Here is a 17,517-nt window from a genome sequence, read left to right as displayed (position 1 = left end):
ATCTACTTACTTTTGATTTTGGACGTACTGGAGGATTCCTCTGCCAAAACATGAGCCTTGGGCAGTGAAGCGGACCTGTTCGAGGAGGCTCCCTCCGGGCGTTTGCGCGCATAGAGGTAGGTCGCCACGCTGGTTATCGCCAGGCAGGCGGAGAGAAAAATGAGGCCGCTTTGGTCGCTGCCGGTAGCGTCCTTGAGAATGCCAACGGCGTACGGCGCAACGAAGCCGCCAAGATTTCCCAGTGAGTTGACCATGGCAAGCCCCGCGGCTGCAGCTGCACCGGTGAGGGCTGCCGAGGGCATGGCCAGGAACGGGGCGATTGCCGAGTAGATACCCATGGCGGCAAGGGTGAGGAAAATCATCGACAACACGGGATTGACCGGTAGCAGGAAGCCCGCACCGAGAAGACCGATGGCAGCCAGGACCATGCTCGTGCTCGCGTGCCATACCCGGTTGCCGGTGCGGTCCGATCGACGTGACCAGTAGAACACGAAGACGGCGGCAAAGGAGTACGGAATCGCAACGATGAAGCCAACCTGAGTCGTGTTGAAATCGCCCAGGGCCGCGACAATTGACGGCAACCAGAGCCCGAGGCCATAAATGCCACAGACGAGACCAAAGTACAGCGCCGAGTAGGCCAGCGTTCGGCGGTCCTTCAGACCGTCGAGAAACTTGTGCTTGCCGGAAGCCTGCTTGGCGGCAAGTTCCAGATCCATTGTGGTCGTGAGCCACTCGCGTTCCTCGGCCTTGAGCCAGGTCGCGTCGCGAGGCCGGTCGGTGAGCATGCGTGGGGCCAGAATTCCGAGCACAATGGCTGGGATGCCCTCAATGATGTAGAGCCACTGCCACCCGTGCAGGCCCATGATTCCATCCATGTTGAGCAGCAATGCGGAGACCGGGGCGCCCAAGGCATTGGATACAGGCTGGGCCAGGATGAAGATACCGATCACGGCAACTCGCTGGGCTGCGGGGAACCAGAGCGTCAGGTAGAAAAGGATGGCCGGAAAGAAACCGGCTTCGGCGGCACCGAGCAGAAACCGCACGATGTAGAAGGTGGTCTCTCCCGTGACCAAGGACATGGCCGAAGCGAGAATTCCCCAAGAGATCAAGATGCGGGCAATCCATTTGCGGGCGCCGTACCGGTACATGCCTCCGTTGCTGGGAATTTCCAACAGGGCATAACCCAGAAAGAAGATTCCCGCGCCAAGCCCGTATGCCGTCGCGCTGAGCCCGATGTCGGCGCTCATTGTGAGTTTGGCGAAACCGACGTTGTTGCGGTCGAGGTAGGCGATGAAGTAGAGCACCACAATAAGTGGCATAACGCGGCGACGAACCTTGCGCAGGGTGCGTTCGCCGAGTTCGCCGAGAGCGCTGTTAGCGTCCGGGACGGTACTCATCGTCGACCACCGACAAGGAATGAGATGCCCCGTGGGCATACGTGTGTAAGCATGAAGACTCCTTCGGCTCAAAGCTTGCGGAATGACGTCCGCACCGTTTTTATCACATCTCAGACATCTGACATCTGATTATTCGAACGAAGCCAAGAATGCCACAGTCGATGCGGCGCGTCAAGCGGCAGCGGAAATGGACTGAACGGCTAGTGCCCGACGGCCTTGATATACCGCTCGTAGTCCTCGAAGGTCTGATTGATATGCGCTTCCATGGCTTTCCGTGCCACTTCGGGGTCTGCCGTCGCAATTGCGTCTCGCACGTTCTGGTGGTGAACGATGGCGTGCTGCTGCACTTCCCGGCGCGAGGAAGTCTTTTGTCGCATGACGTAGAGGAGCCTGCCCAGCTGGCTCATCAAGACCAGTACAAACGGGTTGGCAGCGGCACGCAATACGGCATCGTGAAAGGCCAGGTCAGCCCCCACCAGTGCGTCCAGGTCCTCGTTGCGATACGCCCGCGACATCTCCGCGATGGCGATGTCCATGCGGGCCAGGTCCTCCGGCGTGTGACGTACAGCGGCCAATTCCGAGGCCCCCGTCTCAACCATCCGGCGCACCTCTAGTAGGCGCATCGCGGCCTCGTCGGGACTCGTGTCGAGCGACGCTGCGCGCAGGATGGCGTCCATTCCCGTCCACGCGTCGGAGGGGTTGACGAAAGTGCCCAGACCACGTCGAACATAGATGATGTTCTGGGCCTGGAGGCTCTTGAGTGCCTCACGCACAGTGAGGCGGCTTACCCCAGACGCTTTGGCGATTTCCGCTTCCGGGGGAAGCGCTTCGTGCGCTGGAAGGTCGCCACTCAAAACGCGATCAAGCAGATCGTCACACACGACTTCGACGAGAGACTTGCGGCTCATGACAGTCCTTCCCCTCTTCGTGCCCGGTTTTTTCTGTCATTACATTACTACAGCGAGGTTTTCCCACGCCGGTGCACAGGCCCGCCGCGATTGACGGGTGTCCTCTAGTCTGCCAGACTCTGCTGTAACATCAGACGTCAGACATCATGCGTGCCGGCGCAGGGCCGCGTCAGCCACTCAATAGAGACAAGGAAGTTTCTCGTGATTCGTGAAGCCGACCTACTAGCCCGCTACCCCGCCGAGGTGGTCGTGAGTACGGCGGCCGTCGCGGCATCCGTTACCGCCTCACAGCGCGTGTTGGTCGTGCTCGACGACGACCCCACCGGTACCCAATCTGTGTCCAATTTGCCAGTTCTCACGCACTGGCAGGAAGACGACTTTCGTTGGGCGTTCACGTACCAGCTGGGAGCACGGCCCGCCTCCGCCGTCTATGTGCTGACTAATTCCCGCAGCCTCGACCCCGCCGATGCCGCCACCCGCAATCGCGAAGTGGTCACCAACGCCCTCGCGGCGGCGGCTGCCACCGGGACTCACCTTGGCTTCGTGAGCCGCAGCGATTCGACCCTGCGAGGCCACTACCCGCTCGAGCCGGATGTCATCGCGGACACCCTGATGCAGGTGCTCGGCCGCCGAACGGATGGCGTCGTCATCGTGCCGGCCTTCCCTGATGCTGGTCGAGTCACGGTGGGCGGCGTGCACTACATGCTCGGCGATGGTCTGCTGACCCCGGTATCCGACACAGAATTCGCCAACGACGCCACCTTCGGTTTCAAGAACTCGAACCTCGCCCGGTATGTCGAAGAAAAATCTGATGGCCGTTTTAGGGCGGAAGACGTCATCGTTCTCGATCTGACAATTGTTCGAGGCGGCACCTCGGCCATTGCCGACGCCGTGATGGGAGCCGAACACTCGACACCGATCGTGGTCGATGCGGTCACCGAGAACGACTTGCGCGCGCTCGCTCTGGGCCTGGCCGAAGCGGAGTCTCGCGGCAAGGAGCTGCTCTATCGCGTCGGCCCGCCCTTCGTTCGGGCCCGTATCGGCCAGGACGAGCATCAGCCACTGTCCGGTGCGGGCGTCTTCGCTGGTGCAACCCCGCCTTCCGGTGGCGGTCTCATCGTCGTTGGCTCCCACGTCGGTGTCACGACGCGTCAGCTGAAAATTCTGACCAAACGCCACCCGTTGGCCACGATTGTGGAACTCGATGTGGAATCGCTGGCCGATGAATCCGCCGCACCAGCCCACGTCACGGCCACGGTCGACGCGGTCGTAGCCGCTCTGGCCGGCAACGATGTCGTGCTGCAGACGAGTCGCCTCCTGGTGAAAGCGGATGACGCAACGGAGAGCCTGCGTATCGCCCGCTCCGTCTCTGCCGCCGTCGTCGCGGTCGTCAAGCGCACCCTCGCCGGGCGTGCGCCGCGCTTCGTGATTGCCAAGGGAGGCATCACCTCCTCGGATGTTGCCGCTCACGGCCTGCAGATTCGGCACGGTCTCGTGCGCGGACCGATGCTCCCCGGCATCGTGTCGCTCTGGCAGCCGATGGACGGCCCAGCCACGGGAATTCCCTACGTCGTGTTCGCCGGAAATGTCGGTGACGATGAATCCCTGTACGACGTCGTCACAAAGCTCAGCAACACCCTGTCCTGACGCTCAATCAACCCCACAGGAGAATCACCATGCCATCAAGCACTACCGCCAGCCTCGATACCCCTCACTACGCCGTTGCCGTTGTGGGCCTGGGCGCCATGGGCCTACCCATGGCCACTCGACTGACAAGCAAGCTCAGTGTGCATGGCTTCGATATCTCAGAGGACCGCATGCAGCTGGCTTCCGATGCGGGGATTCTCCGCCACGGCTCTGCTCGCGCAGCGGCCGAGCACGTTGATGCTGTGCTGCTCGCGGTGCGCAACGGTGCCCAACTCGACGATGTTCTATTTGGAGTCGACGGCATCGCCGAGGTTCTCTCCCCCGGTTCCGTCGTCATTCTCACGAGCACGGTCGGCACCGAAGCTATCCCAGCCACCGTGGAGAAACTCGCCGCTTACGGCGTGGCCCTCGTCGACGCGCCACTTTCCGGCGGGCCCATTCGCGCCGCTGCGGGCGACCTGCTCATCGTCGTCGGCGCTGCGCCCGAGTCGCTCGAGAAAGCGCGCCCCGTGCTCGAGCTCCTGGCCTCGACGTTGACCATCGTTGGCGACCGGCCCGGCGATGGTCAGGCGCTGAAAACGGTGAACCAACTGCTCTGCGGTATTCACATCGCCGCGGCTGCTGAAGCCCTGGCTCTTGCCGATGCGCTCGGTCTCGATCCGGCCAAAACCCTCTCCGCGCTGGAAGCTGGTGCCGCAGGGTCCTTCATGCTGTCCAACCGTGGCCCACGCATCCTCTCGGCCTATGAAGAGGAGGGGGCGCCGGTGCTCAGCAGACTGGACATCTTCGTGAAAGACATGGGAATTGTGGGCCAGGCCACCCGTACGGCGGGCCTCGCGTCGCCGGTGGCGGCCGCTGCCGAGCAGCTCTACCTGCTCGGTCAGGCCCAGGGCCTGGGCGCCGCCGACGACTCGGCCGTGATCAGGGTGCTCGCGCCCGTACAACGCACCGTTTGACCGGTGCTGATTGATCGGTGCTGCCGGGCAGTTCAGCGCAATGCGGCCTCGTCGAGTACACGACCGAGATTGACGGGGTCATGGGCAAAGCGACCGAGAAAGAGCCCGTCTACTGCGTGCAGCAGGGGTAGCAGGCCGGGTTGGGCGCTTCCGCCGTAGATGATCCTCACCGAATCCTGTAGTAGATCGCGCAGACGGCCGACGACCTCGTTCACATATGCGGGCTCCGCCGGCTGCGTGGTTCCGATCGCCCAAACCGGCTCGTAGGCGAGCATCACGGAGGCGAGGGTCACAGCGGAGTGGGGCACCGCGGCACCCAGCGCCGACAACACCTGACGTTGGCAGAATTCGGCCGCTTCGGCGGGGCTAACGCGCATTACTTCCCCTACACAGAGCAGCGGCGTCAGCCCGGCTGCGACCGCCGCCGCTGTTTTACGCGCGACGACCGCATCCGTTTCACCGAACAGTCGTCGGCGTTCAGCATGTCCGATTTCGACGAGTTCGACGCCCATCTCGGCCAGGAGCTCGGGCGAGACCTCGCCGGTTACTGGGCCGCCAGACTCGCTGCAATTCTGGGCGCCGATGATGACGCCCGTGCCTGCCAGGATGCTCCGCGCACTGTGCAACAGGGGAAACGACGGAGCTACGAACACTCTCACCTCCCGGGGAAGGCCGGGGCGATCCGCGATAATATCGCGTACACCGGCGAGCCAGTCGAGGGAGGCCTGGTAACCGAGGTACATCTTGGTACTCACACCGACGTAGATCGCAGGCGTGCGAAGGGAATCAGGGGTACCCACGGTACTTAGTGAAGCGGCGCCGGGCCGAGGTCGTCTACGAGTTTCTGCATTGCCACATAAGCCTTGTTGCGGTACGCGATCAGATCTGGAGTGCGTTCGGACGGGACGTCGAGGAAGCCCGCGCCGGTTTTGGTGCCCAGTTTGCCCGCATCGACGAGGTCAGACAAAATCTTGGGCGTGGCAAATCGTTCCGGAAAATCGGTCTGCAGAGACTTGTAGCAGAAGTTGTAGACGTCCAGGCCGGCCATGTCGGCGATTGCGAACGGGCCGAAGATGGGTAGTCGAAAACCGAAGGTAGTGCGCACGAGAGTGTCTACGTCTTCGGGGGTAGCCACGCCCTCTTCGACCAACTGGGTCGCTTCGTGGAATAAGGCATACTGCAGCCGGTTGAGCACGAATCCGGTGACGTCCTTGACAACCGCAGTCTGCTTGCCGGTGGAGTGCACGATCTCGCGGGCTGCGGCAATGACCGCGTCTGTGGTGCCCGCGTGCGGGATGACTTCCACGCCGGGAATGAAAGGCGACGGGTTCGAGAAGTGCACGCCGAGAAAGCGTTCCGGGTTGGTCACGGCCGTCGCCATGTCGCCGATGGAGATCGTCGACGTGTTCGAGCCGATGATGGCGTCAGGCCGCGCGGCCGCGCTGATTCGCGCCAGGATGTCGTGCTTGATGGCGAGCACCTCTGGCACGGCTTCTTCGATGAAGTCGGCATTGGCAACGGCTTCTTCAACGGATGCCGCGACATGAAGGTTGGTTTCGAGGGTTGACGTGGCACCCTCCGGGAACAGGCCAGCCGCCACGAAATCCCTGGATTCGGCGATCAATCGCTGATAATTCAGCGTGGCAACTTCGAGGGAGACATCCGCCAGCAATACGTGGTTGCCGGCCAGCGCCAGAACCTGCGCAATTCCGCCGCCCATATAACCCGAGCCGACGATTGCAATTGTGTGTGCCATGGCCTAGTCCTCTTTCACTTCGTAAGATCCGATCGCAGCGACCTTCGCGGCCGAGGCGGAGTTGTCATCAAAACGGTGGCCGAGCCACTCCTTAACCAGTTTCTTGGCCAGTTCCAGGCCGATGACGCGCTGTCCCAGGGTGAGCACCTGGGCGTTGTTGCTCAGCACGGAGCGTTCCACGGAATAGCTGTCGTGAGCCGTCACTGCACGGATGCCGGGCACCTTGTTGGCTGAAATCGCCACACCTAGTCCGGTGCCACAGATCAACAACGCGCGGTCGGCGTCTCCCGACGCGACCCGTCGCGCAGCGGTCACAGCGATGTGCGGGTAGGCCGTGCTGTCGTTCTCCGCCACGCCCACGTCCAGAACCGACTCGACTCGATCATCCGCTTCCAGGAGTTGCTTCAGTGCGGTCTTAAATTCCACGCCGGCCGCATCGTTGCCGATGACAATGCGCCACTTCTTCGTCATGCTGTCACGTCCTCTCGTTCTGTGGATAAGTCTGCATAAGCGCGAGCGATGCCAGCCGCGATGAGGCCGAAGGAGACCGCCCCCGGGTCGGGATGGCCAAGGCTGCGTTCGGCGAGGGGTCGCGCACGGCCGCGGCGCGGGCTGAGCTCCGCAGTCTGGCTGGCTGCAGTTGTCGCCGCCGCAGCAGCTGCAGAAAGTGCCCCCTGCAGCGACGCGGCGGAACGGTACGTCGCGATGAACGTGCCCACGAACGGCAGAAGTGCATCGACCATGGTCTTGTCGCCGGCTTCAGCTTTTCCGAGATCGGTAATCGCGCGGCTGAACGCCGACACCACGCCCACGGCGTCGTCGGGGCTGTACCGTTCTCGGTTACCCAGCGCCCGGCCGGATGCGCACAATGCGGAACCCCAGAGCGCCCCCGAGGTGCCCCCGGCCTTTTCGGCCCAGGCTTCCCCGGCGATGATCAAGACTTGATCGACACCAGCCGCGGCCTCCGCGGCAGATACCGCTGCCGCCACAGCGGCGTCGACGCCCCTGCGCATACCGATTCCGTGGTCGCCATCTCCGGCGATCGCGTCGAGTCTTCCGAGCTCGCTTTCGTGCTCCACTACGACAGCCTGAACGGCTCTCAGCAGAGCCGTTGCCCCGGCGCTGAACTTCGCCGAGGCAGGAGTGGCCGGCTCCCACACGGACGGCGCATCTGCTAGGACCGAGTCAATCACCCGACGTGCTCGTTGGGCCAGATTGCCCTTACGAAAAGCTGCGGTGTCGGCCGGAGCGGCCCAGTACATCTCCAGCTCATCATCCAGCCACAGCAGAGTCAGCGAGAGGCCCGACATGTTGAGACTCGTCACGAGCTCACCGCACTCGGGTTCAATCAGGTCAAGACCGGCCGCGACCAGCAGCTTTTCGATTTTTCCGTAGAGCAAGAAAAGCTCGTCGTACTTGACGGCACCGAGGCCGTTGACGATGGGCACGACACGGGTACCGGCACCGTCAGGCTTCTCGGCCAGAAGTCGGGTCACCAACAGCTCTGCTAACGCAGACGCGGTCGGTAAGTCGTGGTCGGAGATGCCGGGCTCACCGTGGATTCCAAGACCCAATGACATCTGACCGTCCGGCACTCGAAACAGGGGTTCGGTAGCTCCCGGTAACATACAACCGTCGAATCCCACACCGAGTGACCGGGTGCGAAAATTTGCCTTCATCGCCACGCGTTCGACCTCGGTGAGGGTCAAGCCGGCGTCGGCCGCCGCACCGGCAATCTTGAAGACGGTCAGGTCCCCGGCGATACCGCGACGTTTGTCGATCTCACCAATTTGAGCGCTGGCGACGTCGTCGGTTACGACGACTGTACGGGTGGCGATGCCCTCGGCGTTGAGCCGCTCCTGGGCTTGTCCGAAGTGGAGCACGTCGCCGGCGTAGTTGCCATAGCTCAGCAACACGCCACCCCCGACTTGGGCCGCCTTGGCGACCCGGTACACCTGGGCGGCTGCGGGTGACGCAAACACGTTGCCGCATGCGGATCCGGCTGCCAGGCCCTGACCGACGAGGCCGGCGAAGGCCGGATAGTGCCCTGATCCTCCCCCGACAATCAGTGCGACCTGGCCGGGATTCATCTCCGTCGCACGCACGACGCCCCCGTCTACGCGGGCGACGTATCGACGGTTGGCAGCGACGAACCCGTTCAGGGCCTCGTCAGCGAACTCAGCGGGGTCGTCAAATATCCGTGTCATGTTTCCTCATCGAATCCGTAGTGATCAGCGGCTGAACTTAGACGGTGACGCGCCTTGGCTGCTGCCGCCCCTGCGCCACGAGCGAGGTGCCGAGCGCATAGTTCTGGGTTTTGGGAAGAATCTTGCTGCGCAGGTAGTCCTGGTTTGTGGCCGAAACGCTGAGGCCATCGCCGCCGTAGTGCTCGGTGCAGATGATGCCCTGAAATCCGAACGATAAGGCCGTACGGAACGCCTCGCGATAGTTGATCAGACCGCTTTCCATCGGGGCGGGAACCGCGACGAACTGGCCCCGGGCCAGGTTCTCGTCTCGGCTGTAGTTCTTCACGTGCCAGTAATTGGCGTATGGAACCGTCTTCGCGATCATTTCGTGCACGGCCTCAATGGGTCGATGAAGGCGCACGAGGTTTCCCAGGTCGGGGTTGAGGCCCACGTTGGTCAGGCCGATGTCCTGAACGAGTTGAACCGCGGAATCACCCGTGCCGAGATACGTGTCTTCATAGAGTTCCAAGGACATCAGCAACCCGAGCTCCTCTGCATGCCGGCCCAGTTCCCGCAGCCGGGAAACGGCCTTGCCCCAGGTCTCCGCGTCGCCGACGGGGTCGTGGTGGCCCTCAACGGTCCAGAACCACAACTGATTCTGCTGTTCGGCAGTGAGAGCCTGGTGCAGACCGAAAGACACGACCTCACAGCCGAGCTGGGCCGCTGCGTCGAGGGTTCGATGGCTATAGGCGAGGTTGTCTTCCCAGTGTGCCTCGTCTATGACGCTTCGACGGATGGCCGAGATCGACGGCGCACCGACCCCCACGTCGGTGGCAGTGCGCTTGAGCTCATCGAGCCGCTCGCTCGTGAGATCACCCGGACGCACCCAGGAATCGAAGAGGTCGACGTTGGCGAAACCGGCCTCCTTGACTTCCTGGAACACCCCCGCCCACACGCTCGCATCTGCGGTTTGGGCTGTGCGACCGTTCGCGTCGGTTCCCGGGAACTGCAGCAGCGCTGCGGTGATGGGCCAGGTTTCTGCGGTATAGCGCATTGCATCACTCCATTGTATAAATCCTATTTCCTATAGCATCCGTGATAATGGCATATCTGTCAAGGCGGCGGATGCCCGAGCGCTCCCGTCACTGTCTCGCGAGCATGACCCGTTGCACCATGCCGCACACGTCTCCTGCGGGTCAGCGACGCACACCGCATCCGCCACGTTTGAGGACGAGCAGGACCGCGGTTCGGCGACCAGCACCTCGACGGCGTCTCTCAAATCCTGGCGAGGGTCTTCGACTTCATTCCCCGAGTGCCGCGACGCGCTGAGCCAGATAGTCCACGCCAATGCGGGGGCTCGACAACACCGGAAGCTTCGTCTGCTCGTTCAAGCTGCCCGCAAGACGATTCATAGATGCCTGCGACAGCACAATGATGTCGACACCCTTCGCCAGATCCATGGCCTGGGCGGTCACCATTTCGTCGTGCTTCTCGCGGTCTCCCGACATCAGCACATCGAAGGCACCGGCGCACAGCCTCTGCTCGATGATGACCGTCCGCCCGATCTCCGACGCCTTTGCGGAAATGAGGTCGGATGTCGGTTCGAGCGTGGTGGGGACCGTGGCCAAGACACCGATTTTGGTTCCCTCGCGAGCGGCCTGCATGGCCATGGCCTCATCGATTTTCACGATGGGCGTGTGAACGCTGCGGGCAGCGATGTCCAGCGCCGGGCCCAGCGACGAGCACGCCGAGAATATAATATCGGCGCCGGCCGCTTCTGCCGCCTGCGCAAGATACGTCATCCGCAAAGCGCTGTTTGTCGAGATTCCCCGTTCACGAACGACCGTGGCGAGAACGTCAGAGTCAACGAAGTGCATGACCTCGGCGTTTGGAATGAGTTCTGCGATGAGGTTGTTGATCACCGGCTCGATGGAAACAAACACGAAGCTGGTATGCAGGATCGCAATCTTCTTGGTCACGACAGATCTCCTTTGAGGTGCGACGTAGGACGTCTGATGACTCATAATTATTGAACGGTGCGACCGTTTCAATTCGCAAACCTGACTCGTCACACCAGACGCCCGACAGCGGCGCCTGATAGGGTCAAAATTTCGGAGGTATGAATGTCTCAGACCGCGTATATGCTGGGCGGGTCCTCCGGTCTTGAGCGTAAAGGCCTCCGTGACCGTGTCTACGATCTCGTGCTCGACATGCTGATGAGCTCGAGTATCGAACCAGGAACACGATTGTCGATCGACGCAATCGCGCGCGACCTGCGGGTGTCGCCGACGCCTGTCCGCGAAGCACTCGTGCAGCTCGAGCGCACCGGTCTCGTGATACGGGAACCCCTGAAGGGGTATCGCGTCGCGCCGCCCATCTCCGACGGTCAGCTCGAAGCGCTATTCGACACACGAATCGTCCTTGAGGGTGGGGCCACCGAGCTGGCCATTCGTGATGCTGCCGCGCTCGTGCCGCTATTGGAGCAGGCACTCGACGACCACCGTGCCGTCACCCGCAAGGTACGGGAGGCTCCAGAAGACGACAGGTCGTCCGTCGCACTCCTGCACGAGTACTTTGCTATTGACTGGAACTTTCACCATCTCATTTTCGCGGGGACGCACAATCCGTTCCTGATCGACATGTCCGAGGCGATTTCCACCCGTGTGCACCGGATGCGTCAGTCGGTTCGTAGCGGCGTGAGAGACGCAGACGATGCCGTGCGCGAGCACGCCGTCATCCTCGATGGCTTCCGGAGCGGCGACCCCGCGATCGCAGCGGCTGCGATGCGCAACCACATCGAGAAGGTACGCACCCGCTCGCGCGCTGACGCACTGACCGGCTCGGCGCACTGACCGGCTCGGCGCACCGACCGAGCGATGCGCCGCGGGAACCGCGTCTTTAGGCAACCATGACGAAAGCCGGGCCGGTTCACCAGCGATCCGGACCGGCTTTCGGTCAGTAGCCCGGGCTAATGACTCACTGTTGCTTCTTCAACCAGAAGCGCGTCGGCTTTCGCCTTGAAGAACTTGGTGGCGAAGAACATTGCTGCCGCAACGAATGCAAACACGCCGAGAGACACGACGCCCCAGACGCCGCTCTCAGTGGGCACCGCGTCGTTGATGCCGGTGCGCATGATCGGTGCCACGAAGCCACCGAGGTTACCGAGCGAGTTGATCAAGCCGATGCCCGCTGCTGCAGCGGTCCCCGTGAGGAACGCCGTCGGGTAGGACCAGGTGATCGGTCCGACCGACAGAAAGCACGACACAGCAAGCGTGATGCATAGGATGCCGACGATGGGCAGTCCGGCAGCGCCGGCAAAGCCGGAGCCGAGAATGAATACGCCGGTGCCGAGAAAGAACCAGGTGCCCAGGCTTCGGCGACGAAGAACGGTGTTCGCGTACTTGCCGAAGAAGTAACAGGCGAAGAGTCCGCCGAGCCACGGAATGGCCGATACCAGGCCAACCTGCCAGCCGATGTCCTGGCCGATGAGGTTCGACACCTGCTGCGGAAGGTAGAACGTCGTGCCGTAGACCGCGATCTGCAGGCAGAAATAGATGACGGTGAAGTACCACACCTTCCAACTCGACATAGCGCGCCAGATGCCGGACGGACCGTCTTCGGTTCGGACCGCATCCTCCTTCGCCATCACGGCGAGCAGAGCCGACTTCTCCTCATCGTTCAGGAACTTCGCCTGTTGGGGACTGTTGATCAAGAAGAACACGGCGGCGATTCCGGCGATGACGGCGAGAAGACCCTCCGCAAAAAACATCACCTGCCAGCCGTGCCACGGGGTCAACGCGTCACCGAAACTGATCAGGCCGCCGCTCAGCGGGGCGCCCAGCATCTGTGAGAACGGTTGTGCCAGGTAGAAGATCGCGAACATCTGCACGCGCACCTTGTTCGGAAACCATTCAGCCAGGAACATAATCACGCCGGGGAACAGTCCCGCCTCGGTGACGCCGAGGAGGAAGCGAAGAGCGATAAACATCGTGTCGTTCGTTGTGAAGGCGAACGCCGCTGCGACGATACCCCAGGTGACGGCGATGCGTGCCAGCCAGAAGCGGGCTCCGAATTTCTTCAGCAGCAGGTTGCTCGGAATCTCGAACAGTGCATAGCCGATGAAGAAGATGCCGGCGCCCAACGCGAATGCACCGTCCGAGACGCCGCGGTCGACCTTCAGCGCTTCCTCGGCGAATCCGACATTGGTGCGGTCGAGGAAGGCGACGAAATACAGGATGACGAGCATCGGCATCAGGTGCCGAGCCGCCTTCGAGATCGCCGATTTGAGCGCGGGACTGTGAGATGTCTCCGGTATCTCAATCAGCTTCGATGAGTTAGACAAGTCTGCTCTCCTTTGAGTCAGTGAATGGCAAATTCGCGGTGCTGCGGTGAACGGTGAATCGACTAGGTGAACAGGTGGGGGGCGATCATCACAATTCCGACGCCGACAAGAATTACGCCAACGATCAGGCTGATAATGCGCCCCTTCGACCAGGGACCGGATATTCCAGACATGGTTGAGGCCCTCAGTGCGTATAGGTGCCAGCGTCGACGTTCAGGGTCTGGCCCATCACGAATCCCGGTACCTCGCTGATGAGATGGGCATTGCCAGCAGCGATGCCGTCATATCCCCGATCGGGTGCGACGCCGCGCGAGAAGCCGATGACTCCGGCCTTCGCAGCACACTTGGCAGGGTCATCAAATATCCGTGTCATGGTTCCTCATCGAATCCGTAGTGAGGTTTCTGCGGTCCAGTGCATTGCAGCGCTTCGCCGAGTGAATCCTATTTCCTATAGCATCGGCGATAATCGTTTGCGTGTCAAGGCCCCGCTGCCCCGAGCACTACCCGTCGCTGCCGAGCATGGAACGAACCTTGCCACCATTGATATGTTGCGGGATAACCGCTAGAACTCGAGGGTGTAGGCCATCTTGCGGTGGGTGGGCACGAAACCCATGCCGGTGTAGAGGCCGAGGGCGCCGGTGGGGCTGTCGGAGTCGACAGCGAGGGTCACCCGCTCGTGACCGAGGGCCCGCCCGGCCGCGAGTTGGGCAGCCAGGAGCGACTGCGCAATGTGGCGGCCGCGCCATCCGCTCAAAACACCGACCAGGTCGATGTAGCTGCCGGTGAAGCCCTGGGTGGCCCAGACGTTCTCGTTCGCCGTCGACAGCACGAAGCCGACGACCCGTTCGGTTCCGGTCGAATCGGTGCCGTAGGCGACGAACGAGAGGTCGGGGCGAAACCACTGTCCGCCGACGAAGGCGTTCCAGTTCTCGTCACTCATCGGCTGGCTGCCCCAGTGGTCCATGAAGGCGTCGTCGCGGGTGCGGTGCACCTCGGCCGAGGCCGCGGCGGTGTACGCGGCTATGCGGATGCCGTCGGCGGTTTCGACGGCACGCACCGCCGCATCCAGGGATCGTTCCAGGGTGAGGAAGTAGCGCGCGAGGCTGAGGCCTGCGTGCTCGAACAGGCTGGCGTTCTGCGGGGACCGTTCATCGGCGTAACTGAGGACCCAGCCGGGAAGCGTCCTGGCGGAGGAGGCAAGCTGCTGCTTGGCCCTGGCCAACTGCCAGGCCAGTAGTTGGCGGCCGATACCCCGGCCGCGCAGCGACGGGTGCACCCCGCCGATCGGCATCGAGCGCACGAGGCTCACCTGTCGAGGAGGACACATGACCATGCCGACCGCAACGATGTGGCCGGCCTCGTCGAGGCCGACGAGCGAATCGAGTTCGGGGCGAAAGTGCGAGTAGCCGAAGTCCGCGGCGATGGCGCCGCGGGCCGTGAGGTAGTTGGGGTGGTCCACTTCGCCCATGGATTGGCGCAGCTGCCAGATGCCGTCGATGTCGCTCCCGGTGGCGGCTCGCCACGCCGCTACATCCGGGTGCTGCGGCAGCACCGGAGCCTCGACGATCCCGATGCGCTCAGCCAGTGAAGTCACGCGTTGATCCATCCCTCAACCCTATCTTCGTCAAACGAGACGGGTCGGTACACAAAAAAAGGAGGGCCAACGTGTGTTGGCCCTCCCTTGCTGGTGGTGCTACTTCTTGTCGGCCTCGTCGGCTGCTGCGTCTTCGGCAACAACGTCTTCGGCTACGACGTCTTCGGCTACGACGGTCTCGTCGACGACAACGTCGTCAGCAACGACGTCTTCGACAACAACGTTTTCGGACCCGACGGGGGTCGCGGCAACGGTCGCAGTCTTGGAACGCTTGACCTTGGGAACCAGGGGCTCGAGAACGAGCTCCATCTGCACCATGGATGCGTTGTCGCCCTTGCGGAAACCGAGCTTCGTGATGCGGGTGTAACCGCCCTGACGCTCGTTAACCTGCGGGGCAATGACCGTGAACAGCTCGTGCACGACGGTCTTGTCGGTGATCGTCGCGAGAACGCGACGACGAGCGTGCAGGTCACCGCGCTTGGCGAACTGCACCATGCGCTCGGCGAGCGGACGCAGGCGCTTGGCACGGGTCTCGGTCGTCTTGATCGACTTGTGGGTGAACAGGGCCGCGGCCAGGTTCGCAAGCATGAGGCGCTCGTGCGCCGGGCCGCCACCGAGACGGGGGCCCTTTGTGGGCTTAGGCATTGGTAATCTCCAGTATCAAAAATCGAAAGGCAGCGGGAAGCCGAGCCTTAGTTGGTCTCTTCTTCGTAGCCGCTGTAGAAGTGTGCGCCGTCGAATCCGGGAACCGAATCCTTCAGGGACAGGCCGAGCTCAACGAGCTTGTCCTTCACTTCGTCAACCGACTTCTGCCCGAAGTTGCGGATGTTCATCAGCTGGGTCTCCGAGAGGGCGACCAGTTCGCTGACATTGTTGATGCCTTCGCGCTTGAGGCAGTTGTACGAACGCACCGACAGGTCGAGGTCTTCGATCGGAACCGACAACTCGGTCGAGAGCACAGCGTCGACCGGCGCGGGGCCGATCTCGATGCCCTCGGCTGCGGTGTTGAGCTCGCGGGCCAGACCGAACAGCTCGGTCAGGGTGCGACCAGAGGATGCGATGGCGTCGCGGGGCGAGATAGCCGACTTGGTCTCCACGTCAACGACGAGGCGGTCGAAGTCGGTGCGCTCACCGGCACGAGTTGCCTCGACCCGGTAGGTCACCTTGAGAACGGGCGAGTAGATCGAGTCGACCGGAATCTGGCCGGCTTCGGAGAACTCGTTGCGGTTCTGGGTGCTGGAGACGTAACCGCGGCCACGCTCAATGGTCAGTTCGAGTTCGAACTTCGCCTTGTCGTTGAGGGTAGCGATGACCAGTTCCGGGTTGTGCACCTCGACGCCGGCCGGAGCCGAGATGTCGGCGGCGGTAACCTGGCCGGCGCCCTGCTTGCGCAGGTAGGCGGTGATGGGCTCGTCGTGCTCGCTCGAGACCACGAGGCCCTTGATGTTCAGGATGATTTCCGTGACATCTTCCTTCACACCGGGAACGGTGCTGAACTCGTGCAGCACGCCATCGATACGGATGCTGGTTACAGCAGCGCCCGGGATCGAGGAGAGCAGGGTACGGCGAAGCGAGTTGCCGAGGGTGTAGCCGAAGCCAGGTTCGAGCGGTTCAATGATGAACCGTGAACGGAACTCCGAGATGTTCTCTTCGGTGAGCGTTGGACGCTGTGCAATAAGCACTGTTGATTCCTTTCGGCTAAGTGTCCGCTATATGACACTTGCAATGACGAGAGAGTGAAAAGTGAAAGAAAAGAGTCTCGACGGGGCTCGGTGACAATGAAGTGCCGAGCCCGTCGAGATGACAGCGTGTGCTTTAGACGCGGCGGCGCTTCGGCGGACGGCATCCGTTGTGGGCCTGGGGCGTCACGTCGTTGATCGAACCGACCTCGAGGCCAGCGGCCTGCAGCGAACGGATCGCGGTCTCGCGGCCTGAGCCGGGTCCCTTGACGAAGACGTCAACCTTCTTCATGCCGTGTTCCTGCGCCTGGCGGGCGGCCGATTCGGCGGCCAGCTGTGCGGCGAAGGGGGTCGACTTGCGCGAACCCTTGAAACCAACCTGGCCCGACGAGGCCCAGCTGATGACAGCTCCGGTCGTGTCGGTGATCGACACGATCGTGTTGTTGAAGGTGCTCTTGATGTGGGCCTGGCCCACAGCGATGTTCTTCTTTTCTTTCTTACGCGGCTTCCGTACGGCCGACTTGGGTTGTGCCATGAATTTCTCCTGAATCCTAAAGGCGTTAGCGGGCTAGGCCGGGGCCTAGCGCGCCTTCTTCTTGCCGGCTACGGTGCGCTTCGGGCCCTTGCGGGTGCGAGCGTTGGTTTTGGTGCGCTGACCGCGCACGGGCAGGCCCTTGCGGTGGCGAATGCCCTCGTAGCTGCCAATTTCAACCTTGCGGCGGATGTCGGCGGCAACCTCACGGCGGAGGTCACCCTCAACCTTGAAGGTACCCTCGACGTAGTCGCGGAGGAGGACGAGCTGGTCGTCGCTCAAATCCTTGACGCGGATGTTTCCGTCGATACCAGTGTCGGCGAGGGTCTTGAGGGCCCTCGTACGGCCAACACCGTAAATGTAAGTCAATGCAACTTCCACGCGCTTATCGCGCGGGATGTCGACGCCGGCTAGACGTGCCATTGTGTCTCCTGTTAGTGATGGAGGTCTGTAACAGCTCCTGTACACCGGCCTCCAGCCGATGGTGTCACCCCGAAGGGCTCCCGGAACTGCTATCTAT

At 62.3% G+C, this 17,517-nt stretch carries 18 protein-coding genes; 3 read left to right on the top strand and 15 right to left on the bottom strand.

What is annotated here, in order from left to right; translation table 11 throughout:
- Positions 1–2: 2 nt before the first annotated feature.
- Positions 3–1,397, bottom strand: a complete 1,395-nt coding sequence (locus E3T50_RS10555; RefSeq protein ID WP_134551784.1) for an MFS transporter — start codon at positions 1,395–1,397, stop codon at positions 3–5.
- A 200-nt stretch (positions 1,398–1,597) separates the two neighbouring features.
- Positions 1,598–2,305, bottom strand: a complete 708-nt coding sequence (locus E3T50_RS10550) for a FadR/GntR family transcriptional regulator (protein ID WP_134551783.1) — start codon at positions 2,303–2,305, stop codon at positions 1,598–1,600.
- Positions 2,306–2,506: 201 nt separating this feature from the next.
- Between E3T50_RS10550 and E3T50_RS10545 the strand changes: the two genes are divergently transcribed.
- Positions 2,507–3,952 carry a four-carbon acid sugar kinase family protein gene (locus E3T50_RS10545; RefSeq protein WP_134551782.1) on the top strand — a complete coding sequence of 482 codons (1,446 nt, stop codon included), beginning with the start codon at positions 2,507–2,509 and terminating at the stop codon, positions 3,950–3,952.
- Positions 3,953–3,981: 29 nt separating this feature from the next.
- Positions 3,982–4,908 (top strand): NAD(P)-dependent oxidoreductase, encoded by a 927-nt coding sequence (locus tag E3T50_RS10540; RefSeq protein ID WP_134551781.1) that lies wholly within the window; start codon positions 3,982–3,984, stop codon positions 4,906–4,908.
- Positions 4,909–4,940: 32 nt separating this feature from the next.
- On the opposite strand, the gene E3T50_RS10535 is transcribed toward E3T50_RS10540, so the two are convergent.
- From E3T50_RS10535 to E3T50_RS10510, 6 genes are all read right to left on the bottom strand, one after another.
- Positions 4,941–5,708, bottom strand: coding sequence for a triose-phosphate isomerase family protein (locus tag E3T50_RS10535; RefSeq protein WP_255454277.1), 768 nt, complete (start codon positions 5,706–5,708; stop codon positions 4,941–4,943).
- 5 nt (positions 5,709–5,713) lie between these two features.
- Positions 5,714–6,664, bottom strand: coding sequence for a 3-hydroxyacyl-CoA dehydrogenase family protein (locus tag E3T50_RS10530; RefSeq protein WP_134551780.1), 951 nt, complete (start codon positions 6,662–6,664; stop codon positions 5,714–5,716).
- A 3-nt stretch (positions 6,665–6,667) separates the two neighbouring features.
- Positions 6,668–7,135: a ribose-5-phosphate isomerase gene (locus E3T50_RS10525; protein WP_134551779.1), complete on the bottom strand. Its 468-nt coding sequence runs from the start codon at positions 7,133–7,135 to the stop codon at positions 6,668–6,670.
- Positions 7,132–8,871, bottom strand: coding sequence for a dihydroxyacetone kinase family protein (locus E3T50_RS10520; RefSeq protein WP_134551778.1), 1,740 nt, complete (start codon positions 8,869–8,871; stop codon positions 7,132–7,134). The genes E3T50_RS10525 and E3T50_RS10520 overlap by 4 nt, the downstream gene beginning before the upstream one ends.
- Before the next feature lie 37 nt (positions 8,872–8,908).
- Complete coding sequence (locus E3T50_RS10515; protein ID WP_134551777.1) at positions 8,909–9,904, bottom strand: sugar phosphate isomerase/epimerase family protein; 996 nt, start codon at positions 9,902–9,904, stop codon at positions 8,909–8,911.
- A 247-nt stretch (positions 9,905–10,151) separates the two neighbouring features.
- Positions 10,152–10,829, bottom strand: a complete 678-nt coding sequence (locus E3T50_RS10510; RefSeq protein ID WP_134551776.1) for an aspartate/glutamate racemase family protein — start codon at positions 10,827–10,829, stop codon at positions 10,152–10,154.
- Between the two features lie 144 nt (positions 10,830–10,973).
- Here E3T50_RS10510 and E3T50_RS10505 point away from each other — a divergent pair, with 144 nt between their 5' ends.
- Positions 10,974–11,702, top strand: a complete 729-nt coding sequence (locus E3T50_RS10505) for a GntR family transcriptional regulator (RefSeq protein WP_134551775.1) — start codon at positions 10,974–10,976, stop codon at positions 11,700–11,702.
- A gap of 116 nt (positions 11,703–11,818) precedes the next feature.
- Here E3T50_RS10505 and E3T50_RS10500 read toward each other — a convergent pair whose 3' ends face one another.
- From E3T50_RS10500 to rpsM, 7 genes are all read right to left on the bottom strand, one after another.
- Positions 11,819–13,192: an MFS transporter gene (locus tag E3T50_RS10500; protein ID WP_241990868.1), complete on the bottom strand. Its 1,374-nt coding sequence runs from the start codon at positions 13,190–13,192 to the stop codon at positions 11,819–11,821.
- A 184-nt stretch (positions 13,193–13,376) separates the two neighbouring features.
- Positions 13,377–13,565 carry a hypothetical protein gene (locus tag E3T50_RS10495; protein ID WP_134463370.1) on the bottom strand — a complete coding sequence of 63 codons (189 nt, stop codon included), beginning with the start codon at positions 13,563–13,565 and terminating at the stop codon, positions 13,377–13,379.
- 189 nt (positions 13,566–13,754) lie between these two features.
- Positions 13,755–14,786: a GNAT family N-acetyltransferase gene (locus tag E3T50_RS10490; protein WP_241990867.1), complete on the bottom strand. Its 1,032-nt coding sequence runs from the start codon at positions 14,784–14,786 to the stop codon at positions 13,755–13,757.
- Positions 14,787–14,885: 99 nt separating this feature from the next.
- Positions 14,886–15,431: a 50S ribosomal protein L17 gene (rplQ, locus tag E3T50_RS10485; RefSeq protein ID WP_134551773.1), complete on the bottom strand. Its 546-nt coding sequence runs from the start codon at positions 15,429–15,431 to the stop codon at positions 14,886–14,888.
- Positions 15,432–15,478: 47 nt separating this feature from the next.
- Positions 15,479–16,468, bottom strand: coding sequence for a DNA-directed RNA polymerase subunit alpha (locus E3T50_RS10480; protein ID WP_134463364.1), 990 nt, complete (start codon positions 16,466–16,468; stop codon positions 15,479–15,481).
- A gap of 133 nt (positions 16,469–16,601) precedes the next feature.
- The gene (rpsK, locus tag E3T50_RS10475) at positions 16,602–17,000 is read right to left on the bottom strand and encodes a 30S ribosomal protein S11 (protein ID WP_035834641.1); all 399 of its coding nucleotides are present in this window, start codon (positions 16,998–17,000) and stop codon (positions 16,602–16,604) included.
- A 45-nt stretch (positions 17,001–17,045) separates the two neighbouring features.
- Positions 17,046–17,420, bottom strand: coding sequence for a 30S ribosomal protein S13 (rpsM, locus tag E3T50_RS10470; protein WP_092449488.1), 375 nt, complete (start codon positions 17,418–17,420; stop codon positions 17,046–17,048).
- Positions 17,421–17,517 lie beyond the last annotated feature (97 nt).

It is taken from the genome of Cryobacterium gelidum, assembly GCF_004403985.1.
Lineage (GTDB): Bacteria > Actinomycetota > Actinomycetes > Actinomycetales > Microbacteriaceae > Cryobacterium > Cryobacterium gelidum.
This window is presented reverse-complemented; position numbering and strand designations above follow the sequence as displayed.

Coding starts and splice junctions, on each gene's coding strand:
- E3T50_RS10555 (WP_134551784.1), bottom strand. CDS start 1,397: ATGAGTACCGTCCCGGACGCTAACAGCGCTCTCGGCGAACTCGGCGAA.
- E3T50_RS10550 (WP_134551783.1), bottom strand. CDS start 2,305: ATGAGCCGCAAGTCTCTCGTCGAAGTCGTGTGTGACGATCTGCTTGAT.
- E3T50_RS10540 (WP_134551781.1), top strand. CDS start 3,982: ATGCCATCAAGCACTACCGCCAGCCTCGATACCCCTCACTACGCCGTT.
- E3T50_RS10530 (WP_134551780.1), bottom strand. CDS start 6,664: ATGGCACACACAATTGCAATCGTCGGCTCGGGTTATATGGGCGGCGGA.
- E3T50_RS10525 (WP_134551779.1), bottom strand. CDS start 7,135: ATGACGAAGAAGTGGCGCATTGTCATCGGCAACGATGCGGCCGGCGTG.
- E3T50_RS10520 (WP_134551778.1), bottom strand. CDS start 8,871: ATGACACGGATATTTGACGACCCCGCTGAGTTCGCTGACGAGGCCCTG.
- E3T50_RS10515 (WP_134551777.1), bottom strand. CDS start 9,904: ATGCGCTATACCGCAGAAACCTGGCCCATCACCGCAGCGCTGCTGCAG.
- E3T50_RS10505 (WP_134551775.1), top strand. CDS start 10,974: ATGTCTCAGACCGCGTATATGCTGGGCGGGTCCTCCGGTCTTGAGCGT.
- E3T50_RS10495 (WP_134463370.1), bottom strand. CDS start 13,565: ATGACACGGATATTTGATGACCCTGCCAAGTGTGCTGCGAAGGCCGGA.
- rplQ (WP_134551773.1), bottom strand. CDS start 15,431: ATGCCTAAGCCCACAAAGGGCCCCCGTCTCGGTGGCGGCCCGGCGCAC.
- rpsK (WP_035834641.1), bottom strand. CDS start 17,000: ATGGCACAACCCAAGTCGGCCGTACGGAAGCCGCGTAAGAAAGAAAAG.
- rpsM (WP_092449488.1), bottom strand. CDS start 17,420: ATGGCACGTCTAGCCGGCGTCGACATCCCGCGCGATAAGCGCGTGGAA.